Consider the following 14,898-nt stretch of genomic DNA (forward strand, 5'->3'; position numbering starts at 1 on the left):
CTCATAAAAGCAGCTGTTTAGGATAAATTATTACTTAAGAAACGTATACTACTGGAGGTTGTAACTTGTTAATAGGTGAGATTATTCAGAAGCTAAATAATGGTGCTACTTATGAAGATATTGCTTCTTCCATGAAAATTAGGGAAGATATATTGAAAAATGATTTAAAGAAATTCGGATTTCACTATGAGAATAAAGAAAAAAAGCTGGTATTTACAGGATACGAATCTGAGTATGAGAATACACTTCGTGTTTGTTATCCTGATATAAAAGGACTTTCTATTTAACATTTCTGCTTTAGATATATAATTTTCCATCCTAAAAGCGTGGACTGCATTCAGCCCACGCTTTTAACTATCTTCATTTTAGTTCTCTTTTTAATACTTTACCGAGCTGGTTTTTAGGAAGTTTATCAATAAAATAAACTTCGGGAATTTTGTAGCTTGCTAGACGATCTCTACAATATTTTAGGATATCTTCTTTTGTTAAAGAAGAATGAGGATCTTTTACCACATACGCTCTAGGTTTTTCTCCATAAACTGGGTCTTCTACTCCTACTACAGCAGCTTCTATAACCATATCTATTTGCTCAATTATTTCTTCTACCTGATCAGGATAGATATTATCACCGCCATATACGATAACATCTTTATAGCGTCCCATAATATATAAAAAACCGTCTTGATCTACCTTTCCAGCGTCCCCCATATAGAACCAACCATCTCTAAGGACTTTGTCAGTCGCCTCTTGATTATGCCAATAGCCTTTAAAACAATAGGGGCTTTTTATAATAATTTCTCCAACTTCTCCTGTTTTCACTTCTTGTCCTGACTCAGGATCAATAATTTTTACTTCTACACCAGAAAGAGGCTTACCTGCTGATTCAATTTTTTCATTTCCCATATTTGGTGTCCATACACTTACTGTCCATGCTTCTGTACTTCCATAACCTTGTATCATGCTGATGTCTAATTTTTCATATTCCTTAATAAGATAAGCAGGAACTTTTGCCCCTCCAGCAATAGCAACCTTTAGTGAAGATTTCTTTGACCCTGCATTTTTCACTACTTCGAGCATTTGCATATACATAGAGGGAAACGCTAACATCATAGTGATCTTATGAGTTTCAATCGTTTCCCAAATGATTTCCGGTGTAGGATCTGACAACAGAAATAACCCCATCCCGTTGGAAACAGATTTCAAAATATTATTAATAGAACTCATATGATAAAAAGGATGCGAGGCAAGAAAACGACCATCCTCTTCATAATCGATTCGTTGACTAGATGGTTGTATATAAGAATACACATGACCATGCTCAATCATACAGCCTTTTGCGTTGCCAGTTGTTCCAGAAGTAAAAAGAAGCATAGCTATGTCATCTTGAGAGACCTGTATATTTGGATTTAGTATAGAATACGCGGAAAAAATTTCATTATATTCTTCAACTGTCTCCACACTATTTTTTCTCCCTACTTGTAAAGTAATAACGTCATTTAATATTTCAAAATCAAAAGGAATAACCTCATGAAATTTTTGGTCGTAGAAAATAACTTTAGGTTGTGCACTATCTAAAATATCAATAATTTCATACTTCGTAAGCTGCCAGCTAATAGGAACCGCTACGGCTCCGATTCTTAATGCGGCTAGCAGAATGGTAGGAAACGGATGATTGTTTTGACAGAGAATTGCAATTCGATCCCCTTTTTTAACGTTATGGCTTAACAGGTAATGAGCGAGTTGATTGACACGTTCATTATATTCTTTAAATGTATGGAAAGATGTACTCCAAATTAAAGCCTCTTTTTCAGCAGATTGTGTAGCCCTTTGCTCTAATAGTTCTCCAAGTGTATACATGATAGCTCTCTCCTTTAATGATAATGACCAGTTTGAATCATATTTAAATGGTGCTTCATTCTAATTATTTTTAATTCTATAAACTACATTACCCATAATTAACGTTAACGCAAACGTCAATTATGGACGTTTGGAAAATTCATATCTTTTTAGCATGTAAAAGATACATATTGCTTATTCAGAGCAGACTATTCAATATACTTTGAAGCTTATGTTGAGGAGTTCATAGCGCTTTATCTTGTAAGATTCTTTTCTTTTTTAATTTAGCCCCCTTTTGCACCAGCTATTAAGTATGTTCTCTTTCTATGCGTCGAGTTAATTGCTAGTTGCACTCTCCATGTGAATAACAAAAGTCTTAAGAGTTATATTAATAAAAACGCTAAGATAATATAAAGCTTCTCTTCTTACTATAGGATCTATAAATGACCATGGAGGAAAATATGAATAAAGTCTTTTTCATTTTTATGATTATTGGTGTACCTCTTTCAATTATTGGCAGCATTTTTAATTGGAATTATATTTTCATGTTCTTTATTTATTGTGTGACATTAATTAGTTTGGCTAATTACATCAGACGTTCTACTGAAAGCCTTAGCGTTGTAGTAGGTCCAACAGCAGGGGATTACTTAATGCTACGTTTGGCAACGCTGCAGAAATTATTATTTCGTTTTTTGCATTAAGTAAAGGACTAAATACAATCGTCATTTCATCCATTACTGGAGCAGTTCTCGTTAATCTACTTTTCGCGAGCGGAATATCAATGATTGTTGGAGGAATTCGATTTAAAAAGCAAAAATTTAGTGTGTTTAAAACACGACATAATACCTCCCTCTTAATGTTTGCTATTATCGTAACTTTTGTATTGCCATTTATCTTTGCAAAACGCCTGGATGATAAAGATATGCAGGTTCTATCAACTTCTTTTGCCATTGTGATGCTGACCATTTACCTGCTTGCTCTTCTTTTTAAACTTGTCACGCATAAGGGGATTTTTACTGGAAACGCAGAAGAAAATGGGGAGGAACCAGAATGGGGAAAAAAGAAAGCAATAATTGTACTTGGACTGGCCACAATTGTACTAGCTTATATTAGTGAAAAACTTGTTGGCACCATTGAGCCAGTAGGTGCTACCTTAGGCTGGAGTCACGTTTTTATTGGAATTATTGTTGTGGCCATAGTGGGAAGTGCTGCAGAGTACGTGTCAGCAATTGCCATGGCCTATAATAACAGAATGGACGTAATGGTGGAGATTTCCATTGGTTCAACCGTCCAAACGGCCATGTTTGTTGCTCCTATACTCGTTCTGTTCTCATACTTGTATGATTTCTTGCCTCTTGTATTTAATACAGCGGAAATGATTGCGATGATCCTTGCCGCTCTCATGACGGTGACCGTTGTGAACGACGGTGATTCCAACTGGTTCGAAGGTGTTTTACTTGTCGGTACCTACATTGCGATAGGCTTTAGTTTTTACCTTTTATAGAATTTTTTCAAGAAAAAGATGAAAATTTCAGCTTACATAAAGATAATGCCTGGTCATCTTTTTAAATCTTGATGAATAACATATACAAAAAAATTTGCTTTTTTTGCATGGTTTTCAACTTTAAACACGATTAAAATATTGCTGCATTGATAATATATAATGGTATATGAACGAGAAAAACGAGCTCTTATCTGCTAAGGGCTCGTTTTTTACATTTATTTCATCTGCCCTTACACATAAACATTAAAAATAAACAAAACACACAAACCTAAAACATATGTACATATTCTGACGCAAATGACATATTAATAGCTCGACAGTGCTAATAATAAAATTTAGAGGAGATGAGAGTGGGAATGAATAATTTTAATTCACAATCATCCACTGATCATTCAAACCCGCAAGTATGGAATTTTGTTTCGGCTCCTAATTTACATCCCATGAAGGTTACCATTAATGTTAATAAGCCTGGAACAGCTCCCGGCCTATTATTTGTTGCGCCCTATACCGGTATATGAAGCAGCTATGATTGACCAAACTGGGGCACTAATTATGGATCAGACAGGGAATCCAGTGTGGTTTAGACCACTTGCTAGTAGATATATCCAAAACACAGACTTTCGAGTACAAATGTACTGCGGGAACCCTGTTCTTACGATGTGGCAAGGAACAATTTCAGGAACTCAAACCGCAACCCCAAACCTTCCAGCAGGCGATCCTGAACCTGGTGCTTATTTTCAAATTATCAACCAGCATTATAAGGTCATTAAAAAGTTATTTGCTAAAAAAGGATTTACAGCTGTTGTGCATGAGTTTACAATCACCAAACGGAATACGGCTTTGTTTACGGCGGTAAAACAAGTACCTGCGGATTTATCTAAGTATGGTGGACCATTACGCGGGTATTTTGATGATTACTCTATTCAAGAAGTAGACATTGAGACGGGAGAACTTGTCTTCTTTTGGAGTGCACTTGAACATATTAATCCAGCTGATTCAATGGTACCTGCTTCATCCGCGACAAGTTCTAATAATATATGGGATTGCTACCACGTAAATTCAGTCGAAGAAGGGCCAAACAATACACTTCTAGTGAGTATGCGTAATATGTGGGCCATTTATAACATTGATAAAGAAACGGGAAAGATAATTTGGCAACTTTGTGGAAAACAAAGTGATTTTAAGCTTGGACGGAACGCTGCATTTTCTTGGCAGCATGAGGCGCGCTATAGGTCCGAAAATAGGATAAGCTTGTTTGATGACGCCTGCTGCGCTTCTTCCACCTCTCCTCCTGAAGGACAGGCGCGTGGTTTAATTCTTCACTTAGATTATAAAGACAAAGTTGCAAGTGTAGATCGAACATATTATCATGACCCAGCTTTATATGTTCCAAGTCAAGGAAATGCGCAAAAGCTTTCCAATGGAAATCAACTCATTGGGTGGGGACAAGAGCCGTACCTTTCGGAATTTAGGAACGCGGGCAATACACGGAGAAACCCTTCATTTAATTTGTTATATGATATGCGATATCCAAATCAGAATCTTTCGTATCGAGCATTCAAAAATAAGTGGGTAGGTCTACCACTTTATCCGCCTAGCATAACGGTAGACTTATTGCCCGACGGTGAAGCTAAAGTTTACGCATCATGGAATGGTTCAACCGAAACGGTTGCTTGGCAGGTACTAGCAGGACCAACACCTTTTAAATTAGCAGTAGTGGTATTTAGTACCCCTCGTACTGGATTCGAAACAGATATTCATGCTCAGGAAGTTGGCCCCTATTTTCAAGTAAAAGCATTAGACTCCTGCGGGAACGTCATTGGTACATCACCGACTACTTACGTAAAAATAAGACGAAATAGACGAAAGTGAGCATTAATAATCCTCTACTAGATTTTTAAAAATGTTCTTATGGTGCCCCCTACTACCCCCTTAGGGCTATACATCCAGAGGCGTACATTACAAAAACATCCTCACCTAACTGAATGTAGCAAAAAATGTTAAGAACAAAGATTTGTTTGCTGTTATAGTGAACATAAGGTAGGTGGATGTAAATGAATTATGTAACTTGTATACAGAGAACGCTAGATTACATTGAGGAGAATTTGGAGACACAAATTACTTTAGAAAAGTTAGCAGAAATTGCTTGTTTTTCTCCTTTTCATTATCACCGTGTCTTCCAAGCCATGGTTGGAGAATCAGTGATGGATTATGTGAGAAAACGAAGACTTACACGCGCAGCAGAACGCTTATTTTTCACAGATGAAAAAGTCATTGATATCGCACTTGATGTTGGTTTCCAATACCAAGAATCATTTAACAGAGCGTTCAAAAAGTTTTATGATGTTTCACCGAAGCAATACCGTAACGCAAGGAGAATATCTGGACCGCTGCGGGGAAAAGCCTACCTAACTACCACACTTTTGTCAGGAGGAAATAAGATGGAACCAAAGCTAGTCACTAAACCTGCTTTTTATGTCATTGGATATGAGCTAAAAACGAAGGTGGCCAGAATAATAAAGACATTCCTGAATTTTGGCAACAGTACATGCAAAATGGATTAGGCTCTAAAATCCCCAATCCCCTAAACGAAAACGCGGAGCTTGGCATTTGCACTGATTTTAATCCTGAAACGGGTGAGTTTGTTTATGTAATTGGCATGGAAGTAGAGGAAGGCACTCCAGCGCCTGAAGGAACAGTTTACAGAAGCTTCCCTGAACTAGAATATGCTGTATTTACTACACCAAAATCAAATGAAGAATCTTTTACTTCTTCCATTCAGTCTACATGGAATTATGTTTTTACAGAATGGTTCCCTGAATCAGGTTATGAGCACTACGGATCAATGGAATTTGAATTGTATGACAAAAGATGCTATGGTTCGGAAAACAAAGAGATTGATATCTATATTCCTGTGAAAAAACAGATTGTTAAGGCATAACAGAGAACTCCCATTTGTTTAAGAGAAAAGTAGTGTAGAAATTCATTTATAATACTATGATATTTAAGTTTCTAATAAAATCTTTTATGTATTGGGTGAAAAGCACTGCACCTTATGCTACCTTGCCTTTTTTATGTGTATAATAGTCAAAGATAGCAATCCCAAAGGAAACTCCAAAAGCGGTTGAAAATGCTGTTAAAAGATCAAAATTAGAGGTAAACAGAATATTAATCATTAAGTTTCCTCCAAAGAAGATTAAAAAATATACCAAGAATTTCAAAATAACTATTTTCAAGAATTACCCTACTTTCATAGATGTCGTTTAGATTGACTGCTGATTCAGCACAGATTTTAAAAATCACGAAATTGTAAATATAACCAATATATGATTATATTACCATATATCTTTACTGGACATAAAAAAGAACCTCTTTAAAATAGAGGTTCTTTTTTTATAACAGACAAGATATTTAGTTACGGTAATAACAAGAATTAAAATTTCATTCGCAAGCTTTAATAAAGATAATCTTCTTACTACCTATAGCTTTTCTACCAATTCATCAACACGGACACAAGTGAATCCTTTTGTTTTCACTGTTTTTAATACATCTCTTAACGCATTAATTGTGTTTCTTGGAGCGTCGGATTCCGCCCCGAGCGTATCTCCGCAGTCGTGCAGCAAAATGACGTCCCCGCCTTTTATGTTGGCCAGGCGTTGTTTAATCTTTTCGCTTCCGCCAGAGGTTCGCCAATCTTCCGCCATGATTGACCATAGAATAATCTTATATTTACCTCTTCTCATAAAATCGAAAAGGTTGAGCATTCCCCAAGGTGGGCGATAATAAATAGGTGTAACTCCAGTGATAGATTTAATCACCTTGGCTGTATTCTTAAGTCCATTTCTAACTTTCCAAGGCGTCATAAACCAATTAGAATGATGGACGTAATTATGAATTCCAATTAAGTGGCCTTCATTATGCATGCGCTGAATCAGTTCAGGATATTTCTCTGCTTTAGTACCTACCACGAAAAAGGTGGCCTTTACCTCATTTTCCTTCAGTAAATCAAGAAGGATTGGCGTATAAACAGGATTCGGACCATCATCAAACGTAAAAGCAATTTTGGATAAGTCCCTTCCCCTTTTAACTACGTTCACTCCTAGACCACGTGATAGGACATACGGAATAACGCTGTATAATAAAATTAAAAAAATAATAGCAGAAATTATGAACCCCATATTATATACTCACCTCTATCTCCTTTTGCTTTTGTATCGTTTTACTACTTGTTACGTTGCGTAATGGACCGCTTCTTGCTGCTCCGACAATGACATGGAGAGCGTCTATGGATGATGTTTTGGTTTGAGATTTTCTCATTCTTTGTTTCATCCATTTTAAAGGTGCTGAATCGAAGACAAGATTTTCAACTTGCGCGATTAACTCTTTTTCTGACTCTGCAGAAAGTGCGAATCCCGAACGACATAAATAATCCGCGTTGTCTTCTTCCTGTCCTGGTAACGAATGATAAATTAATATCGGTAAATCCATCGCCCTTGCCTCAGAGGTTGTTACTCCCCCGGGCTTGCTGATCATTAAATCTGAAATAGCCATTAATTCCTCGACCTTTTCACAGTATCCAAGAATTCTCACTTCATGCTTCGAGTCTTTTAATTCCCACTCTAATTGTGTTTTTAATTTCTTATTTTTACCACATACTATAAAAAGTTGAATCGGTGTGGAAATGGATTCTAATGCCTTAAAGGTTGAAATCCCTTTTCCAAAAAATCCGTCGCCCCCTCCCATGATGAGCAGGGTGAACATATTTGGATTGATCATATATTTATCTAAGAGAAGGTCTTTTGGAAGAACATCCATAAATCTTTTCCGTACAGGTATTCCAGTGTTTTTAATTTTGTCTGCCTCTACTCCTAACGCAATTAATTGATCACGCAGTTGGGCAGAACCTACCACATATTGATCTGTATAGGGATGAATCCAATAAGAATGATCTGTATAATCCGTGATGATGGTTACTGCTGGAATATCAATTAACCCTTGCTCTTTTAATTTTGATATAATCCCGGCGGCAAATGGGTAGGTACTGACCACTACTTTCGGTTTTATTTCCTGTATAATTTTAAGCACGGTTTGCATTCCCGACAAAAAAATCGAATTTAACTTGATGGAAAACGAATTTTTTACACGAGTTTTTTTATACAAAAAGCTGTACACTTGAGGAAACTTCTTAATGCTTTTTTTGTAAATATAATGGCTGATTGGATAAAGATTGGGATGAATCCATTCCATGATGTCCATGGTAATAGGCTCAGCATCAGCAACCATATCATTTACCGCCTCGCTTATCGCATTAGCCACTTGTTTATGCCCCTCTCCAAATGTAGCGGAAAGAATGAGGTATTTATCCTTCTCACGATTGTTCATGACTTTTCCCTCCTTGTAGTTTGTATGCTTTTGCTATGTGGTAAAGCCTGGGCTGTTTCCCACACCTTTTTGTTCTCTTGTTTATACGATTAAAGAATTACTCTACTTGGAAAAGAGTAAGCATTATAAAAAATTAATAATGGGTAGTTACCCTTTTCAATTAATTTGTAAGATTTATCTTTTCTTCTCCTCCATTACATAGATTGTTTAGGAACTCCTTACACTATTTATTAGAAAAATAAACGTTCTTATATTGACCTTTCAAATACCACATTTTCAGTCTACGGTTTGTAATTAAAAATAGGCTAAAAATAACATTAAAAATCAATGAAAAAGAAAGTTTTTTTTATAAATAGTGCTACATTAAAAGAAAAGCAAAGGTGAAATTAACCTTTTTCCTCCTCTTATTTTCAATCAAATTCAAGCATATTTGAGTTATTCACTATGCTTTAGGCAAATACATATTATGAAAGAAGGACAAACCATGGATTTTATCACATCTTATATAAATCAATACGGATATATCGTGCTGTTTCTAGCATTGATGCTGGAACTTCTTGCACTTCCTCTTCCAGGGGAGCTTCTCATGGGCTACGCTGGGGTTCTTGCTTTTCAAGGACATTTAAGCTGGGTGGGAAGTATCCTGGTGGCTGGTATGGGGAGTATGGTTGGAATGACCATAGCTTACGGGGTAGGCTATAAGTTAGGGACTCCTTTTTTTGATAAATACGGAGAAACCCTTCATATGGGACCAGAGCGAATTGAAAGAATGTCAAAATGGTTTGGTGTACATGGAAACAAGCTGTTGATTATTGCTTATTTCCTCCCAGTTATTAGACATATTACAGGATATTTTTCAGGAATTACTCGGCTTCCCTTTCGTACGTATGCACTGTACGCCTATAGTGGATCATTTCTTTGGGTCACCACATTTATTACTCTAGGAAAGTTATTAGGACCTCAGTGGGAACAGTTTCATCATTCTATTAAGAAGTATTTTGTCATTGGGATGATTGTAGCTGTAAGTTTGTTCGTTGTTATTTACATTTATAAAAAGTTCAAAGTAACGATTAAAAAGATAGCAATTAATTGCCTCAAGTGGATAGTAAATGTGTTTCATACGCGGAAACGGGCAGGTCTTGTTTTTATATTTACAGCATTAGTTACATTAGGATTTATTCTGCTTATGATTGGAATGACGCAAGACTTTATCGCAAACGAGTTTGGAGATTTTAACAAAATAACGAGTCTATTAATAACAGCCCTTTTTAATAAAGATTGGAATGTACCAATGCGGATATTTTTCATGCTGGGATCCAGGCAAGTGCTAGTGACATTAATTTTCTTTACACTTGTATGGATTTTATGGAAAGGCAGGGATAAAAAAATCGAATTCTTATCTCTGGTAGTTATTGCAGGCGGCGGAGAGGTGTACGAAGAAAGCCTGAGACGAATATTTCATCATTTTTCCCCTATTACAAAATCGTTTACAGAGCAGCTTTCATACACCTTTCCAAGTGAGCAATCATTAATGGCTTTTGTTATTTATGGATTTGCTGTATTTATGCTGGTTCGACACTCTAGAAGGTTATGGATTCCTACATTAGCACCAATAGCGGCCATTCTTATTTTATTGCTTATTGCGATTAGTCGTTTGTATCTGAGTATCCAATATCCCAGCGACATTGCAGCAGGATATGTATTTGGAGGAGTATGGCTAGGTTTAAACGTTTTGCTTCTTGAAACCTTCCGTCTTATGAAAGGTATTAATCTATAGTGGTTCACTCAAAAGAAAGGTCTAACTAAACAGGAACTTATCTTGTCCAAATGGCGTTTATTATATTTTGAACGATGCGAAAGGAGAACCTGCATGCAAAACCGTATTTTAATCGTTGAAGATGAAGAAATGATTGCGAGAGCTCTTCAAATTGAGCTTGAGCATGAAGGATACCAAGTATTCGTAGAACACGAAGGAAAAAGCGGCCTTGAAGCTGCTTTACATAATAGCATTGATCTAGTTTTATTCGAATCGTTGGGCCGACCTCTACAACTATTAATCAAGTCACTAACGACAAAGTCCTTGTTCAGAAAATATCCCCTACTTTTTCAACAGAAAAGAACTTTGAACTTAGACCTTTTCAAGAACATCAAAATTTAGTAGTTCACGTACCAATTCATCAGAATCACAAAGTAATAGGTACGTTAGAAATAAGTGAGCGGTTATCAGGACTAGAAAGTCGCAAAGATGTTATTTTGTCCATAATGGGGACTGTTACCGTTGTTTCTGTTCTTCTCTCTTTTCTAGCTGGCAGATGGTTATCAGCTATCATTATGAAGCCTATTGTATCAATGATCTCTACAATGGAGGATATTGAACAAAGTGGAACGCTGAAAAAGATCGGTATACAAACTGAAACAAAAGATGAAGTGTACAAAATGGCAGCTACATTTAACCGTATGGTTAGTAAACTGAAGGAAAACTCAGATAAACAAAGGCAATTTATTTCCGATGCCTCTCATGAGTTAAAAACACCTGTGACTGTTATTAGCAGTTTTATTACGATTCTTAGAAGGCATGGAACACAAGATGAAACAATAGCAAAAGAAGCAATTGAGGCTCTTTATTTAGAAACAAATAGAATGAAAAATTTGACTAAAACACTATTAAGTTTAGCTGAATTAGAGGGCTCTGAACCTGTTGATATAAAATCAGTTGACCTTGTCTCTCTCAGTACAGCCCTTGTAACTCAGATCATGCAAGTTCATGACCGACCTATTATCCTGCATAAAAATTCCCACTCCATTTTCATCAAGGGAGATGAATTGAAGCTGAAACAAGTGCTCATTATCTTTTTAGATAATGCCATAAATTATAGTACCGATGTAATTGAGGTCTTTTTGGAAAGTGATCAGCATAAGGGAATTCTCCGAATAAAAGATTATGGCATTGGCATACCAGAAGAAGAACAATCTCATGTTTTTGAAAGGTTTTATCGAGTAGACAAAGCCCGCAAACGGGATTCGGGAGGAAGTGGACTCGGATTAGCTATTGCTAAAAATATTGTGAACCTCCATAAAGGAGAAATTGATATACAAAGCAAAGAACATGCTGGAACAGAGATTAAAGTTACTTTTCCCCTTACGAACTGAGTATGTCGCTTTTATATAAATTAGCTCATGTACCACTAGTGAGGCAGCAACTATCAATATTTAATTTTTAAAAATGCTACCTACTGGATACATTCAAAACAGAATCACCAGTTTTTTATTTATATAAAATCAGAGCCTGTCCAAATTATTAGCAACTACGTTTTCTTAATCTGCGAACGCTGATACTTTCTAAACTAGTCGTATTTCTATTACCTGAATTATCTTCCCATACTAAAAATCCGCCTTCTGCTCGAATAAACATACCATTTCCATCAAGCTGTCTTCCAGCAGAAAAAACTTGAATTTTATCTCCTCTTCGAAAATTATCTACTATAGAACGAGATTGAGATGTACGACGATCTCCACTACGACGTCCTGGCATAACTTCCCCCTCTATACATTTAGTACATACTATGAAAAAAACGAAAATTAGCATAAGCAAAGCGCGTAAAAGCACAAACAATATTTTACAAATTGAAAATTTGGTCATACCTGTCTTTAGCATTTCTGCAATTTCTCTTACATTCATTCCTACTCAACATAATGCCTCTTTCTAGAACACATATAAAAAGCTAGCTCTTAGTGCATAACGATCGTTTTTGTTGCTGCAACTTAAAAACACACTGAATCTCTTTCATCTTGTATTGCTGTTGTTGCATTGATTTATTGAGTATAAACTACATATATAATTAAAGTGTGTGATATATATAATTTAAAAAGTTATATCTTTTAAACACAAAAAAAGAACCCTCCATAAAAAGAGGATTCAAACAGGGTAAGTAAGAAAAAGAAATATACATGCATGTTCCTGGGGGGCACTACGCTTGTATAATCAACTTATACCCCCCTGTTTACTGGTTGAAACAACTAAAAATATTCTATAAAAAGAAAATAAGTAGTAAATCATCAGCGTACTCTACCTGTTCTCTAATATTAATAATTCGCATAACAAGTGCTCCTCTACCAAAAATAAAACTCATGATTTACATTACATAAAGATGTTATAGACGTCCTTTCAAGGAAAGTTTGTTGCCTCTTCAATTAAAACCTATCCTCAAGTCCATTCTTTCCTATGTTCATGAATAAATTTAATATCATTTTGATAATGTTCAAGGTGCCCTTCGTCTATCATTTTCTGGAACGTACTGTCGCCTTCGCTGGCTTTTCTTGTAATTGTTTTACATAACCCTTCTAATCGCAGCAATATCATTTCCAAATAACCTTCTTGTACTTCTTCGCCGTAAGCTTCAAGAAATAATTTCACTCTTTGGTTTATATGTTGAGCATGCTGCAATGAATTATAATAGATCCTCCCACCTGTTTCAGAAAGATAAAATCTACTTAAGGGGACGCACGTATAAAGAGTATAAGCAATGTCCCAAATTCTTGGACCGGGCCCAGCAACATCAAAATCAATGATGCCTACTGGTCTTTCGTGCTTGAAAATGATGTTGTATATGGCAAAATCATTATGACATAGTATCTCAAATGGTTTAGGAGTGTTATCTATTGCTTTCCAGCTATCATCAAATGAAAAATCACTCACTGAATCATGATAAAGACGGAGCATTTTCCCTATTTCTATTAAAACATCGTCAGACCACATATATTTCTTCAAGGGATAATTACCAGCTTCACCTTCAATAAATGACAAGACCTCTCTCCCTTTTTCATCAATGCCTAAAAATTTTGGTGCATAACTAAAACCTTTGTTCTCTAAATGCTTTAATAGCTTATGAAATTTATGACTATCTGATTTTAATTCTCGTCGTACAGTATCTCCCGAGCGATAAACGTTAGAGACATTCCCTCCTGTTAGCACTTCTTCGTCCTCAAAGCTTGACATATAAACATTCCCCCTGAATATATCCTATTTGTCGTCAATAAGTGAAAATGATAAAGCATTCGTCATAAATGAAATATCTCATTTTACTACTGATGATTTAGAAAAGCCCGTACTTTTTCTTTTGTAGCCCATCAACAATCCTTTGGGACTGACTGATAAGTTGTAGAAACTCGGTTATCGTCATGTTACGTTACATTATAATAAAAAAAGAATCTTCATTCGAAGATCCTTTTAACTGCTTGTTTCATACAAAAATCCGCTAAAAAGTGGAAGACCGCTACTATGTTAAATCACCAAAAGCCTCCATCTGAGTGAATAATTTGTCCGGTAATCCATTCTGATTCTTCACTTGCTAAAAAGATAACTAATTTCGCGGCATCCCGGGGCTCACCAAGTCGCCCCATTGGGAACTTTGGCAGTAACTCTTCCTTTAACTCACTGCTCATCCAGCCAGTGTTAGTTGGTCCAGGATCTACAGCATTAACAGTAATTTTAAGAGGTGCTAATTCAATAGCAACTGATTTAGTAAACGTAGAAACAGCCCCTTTCGTTGCAACATAAGCCAAATTCCCAGGCTCAGGTGACTTATCTTGACCTGAAACCATATTAATAATTCGACCGCCATGCTTACCTTCGATTAGACGTGCAAACTCAACAGTCAAAAGACACGTACCTCTAACATTCACGTTATAGTGAGCATCAAGAATATCAGCATCTATAGAACGAAAATCTACGTCCACAGAATGTGTTGCGTTATTTACAAGGATTGATGGAGAACCTAGTTTGTTTTGAACTTCATCAAGCAGCTTTCTTGGTGCATCGGGTTGCGATAAATCCAATTCCATTGATTCACATCGCACTCCCAGACTGCGAATCTCTTCCATAAGATGTTTCGACCATTTAAAATCATCTTCATTGCAATAATCCATTAAACGATCATACTTTGACCAATGAGTGAAAAAAATATCTGCGCCTTCTCTAGCTAATTCCCTGCATATTTCAGTACCAATACCTTTTGCCCGACTAGCACCAGTAACAACCGCAATTTTATTTATTAACCGCTTCATAAAGCATCTCCTCTTGAGAACGTTGAATTCATATGTTCACCAATAGCACACGAATTCAGCAATCCTGTATATGTATATTAATCTATCAAGTTATAATAAATGAAAAAATGTAA

At 36.1% G+C, this 14,898-nt stretch carries 12 protein-coding genes and 2 pseudogenes; 7 read left to right on the forward strand and 7 right to left on the reverse strand.

Features of this window, described 5'->3' with window-relative positions; all coding sequences use genetic code 11:
- Positions 1–65: 65 nt before the first annotated feature.
- The gene (locus LAV82_RS06530; protein WP_013056389.1) at positions 66–287 is read left to right on the forward strand and encodes a hypothetical protein; all 222 of its coding nucleotides are present in this window, start codon (positions 66–68) and stop codon (positions 285–287) included.
- Positions 288–360: 73 nt separating this feature from the next.
- Here the strand turns inward: LAV82_RS06530 and LAV82_RS06535 are convergent, their stop codons facing one another.
- Positions 361–1,857, reverse strand: coding sequence for a class I adenylate-forming enzyme family protein (locus tag LAV82_RS06535; RefSeq protein WP_057274712.1), 1,497 nt, complete (start codon positions 1,855–1,857; stop codon positions 361–363).
- A 440-nt stretch (positions 1,858–2,297) separates the two neighbouring features.
- Between LAV82_RS06535 and cax the strand changes: the two are divergent.
- The 3 genes and pseudogenes from cax (at position 2,298) to LAV82_RS06550 (ending at position 6,281) form a co-directional block, all read left to right on the forward strand.
- Positions 2,298–3,340 (forward strand): annotated as a pseudogene (gene cax, locus LAV82_RS06540) (calcium/proton exchanger).
- A gap of 456 nt (positions 3,341–3,796) precedes the next feature.
- Positions 3,797–5,212, forward strand: coding sequence for an arylsulfotransferase family protein (locus tag LAV82_RS06545; RefSeq protein ID WP_499715758.1), 1,416 nt, complete (start codon positions 3,797–3,799; stop codon positions 5,210–5,212).
- Between the two features lie 182 nt (positions 5,213–5,394).
- Positions 5,395–6,281: pseudogene (locus LAV82_RS06550) on the forward strand (AraC family transcriptional regulator).
- 112 nt (positions 6,282–6,393) lie between these two features.
- Here the strand turns inward: LAV82_RS06550 and LAV82_RS06555 are convergent.
- The 3 genes from LAV82_RS06555 to LAV82_RS06565 all read right to left on the reverse strand — a co-directional run bounded on the left by LAV82_RS06555 (position 6,394) and on the right by LAV82_RS06565 (position 8,722).
- Positions 6,394–6,516 (reverse strand): hypothetical protein, encoded by a 123-nt coding sequence (locus LAV82_RS06555; protein ID WP_499715759.1) that lies wholly within the window; start codon positions 6,514–6,516, stop codon positions 6,394–6,396.
- Positions 6,517–6,819: 303 nt separating this feature from the next.
- On the reverse strand, positions 6,820–7,518 hold the full coding sequence (locus LAV82_RS06560) for a polysaccharide deacetylase family protein (protein ID WP_053487085.1): 699 nt from the start codon (positions 7,516–7,518) through the stop codon (positions 6,820–6,822).
- A gap of 1 nt (position 7,519) precedes the next feature.
- Positions 7,520–8,722, reverse strand: coding sequence for an MGDG synthase family glycosyltransferase (locus tag LAV82_RS06565; protein WP_499715760.1), 1,203 nt, complete (start codon positions 8,720–8,722; stop codon positions 7,520–7,522).
- Between the two features lie 484 nt (positions 8,723–9,206).
- On the opposite strand from LAV82_RS06565, the gene LAV82_RS06570 reads away from it, so the two are divergent.
- The 3 genes from LAV82_RS06570 to LAV82_RS06580 all read left to right on the forward strand — a co-directional run bounded on the left by LAV82_RS06570 (position 9,207) and on the right by LAV82_RS06580 (position 11,872).
- Positions 9,207–10,499: a VTT domain-containing protein gene (locus LAV82_RS06570; protein ID WP_499715761.1), complete on the forward strand. Its 1,293-nt coding sequence runs from the start codon at positions 9,207–9,209 to the stop codon at positions 10,497–10,499.
- A 93-nt stretch (positions 10,500–10,592) separates the two neighbouring features.
- Positions 10,593–10,880 carry a response regulator gene (locus LAV82_RS06575; protein WP_499715762.1) on the forward strand — a complete coding sequence of 96 codons (288 nt, stop codon included), beginning with the start codon at positions 10,593–10,595 and terminating at the stop codon, positions 10,878–10,880.
- 104 nt (positions 10,881–10,984) lie between these two features.
- Positions 10,985–11,872 (forward strand): sensor histidine kinase, encoded by an 888-nt coding sequence (locus tag LAV82_RS06580; RefSeq protein WP_244856806.1) that lies wholly within the window; start codon positions 10,985–10,987, stop codon positions 11,870–11,872.
- Between the two features lie 148 nt (positions 11,873–12,020).
- On the opposite strand, the gene LAV82_RS06585 is transcribed toward LAV82_RS06580, so the two are convergent.
- The 3 genes from LAV82_RS06585 to LAV82_RS06595 all read right to left on the reverse strand — a co-directional run bounded on the left by LAV82_RS06585 (position 12,021) and on the right by LAV82_RS06595 (position 14,785).
- A complete protein-coding gene (locus LAV82_RS06585) occupies positions 12,021–12,254 on the reverse strand; it encodes a hypothetical protein (protein ID WP_211079834.1) in 234 nt (77 codons plus the stop codon).
- Between the two features lie 672 nt (positions 12,255–12,926).
- Positions 12,927–13,718: a phosphotransferase enzyme family protein gene (locus LAV82_RS06590; RefSeq protein WP_499715763.1), complete on the reverse strand. Its 792-nt coding sequence runs from the start codon at positions 13,716–13,718 to the stop codon at positions 12,927–12,929.
- A 290-nt stretch (positions 13,719–14,008) separates the two neighbouring features.
- The gene (locus LAV82_RS06595; protein ID WP_098399797.1) at positions 14,009–14,785 is read right to left on the reverse strand and encodes an SDR family oxidoreductase; all 777 of its coding nucleotides are present in this window, start codon (positions 14,783–14,785) and stop codon (positions 14,009–14,011) included.
- Positions 14,786–14,898: the final 113 nt, after the last annotated feature.

It is taken from the genome of Bacillus sp. ILBB4 (genome assembly GCF_035064545.1).
Classification (GTDB): Bacteria; Bacillota; Bacilli; order Bacillales; family Bacillaceae_H; genus Priestia.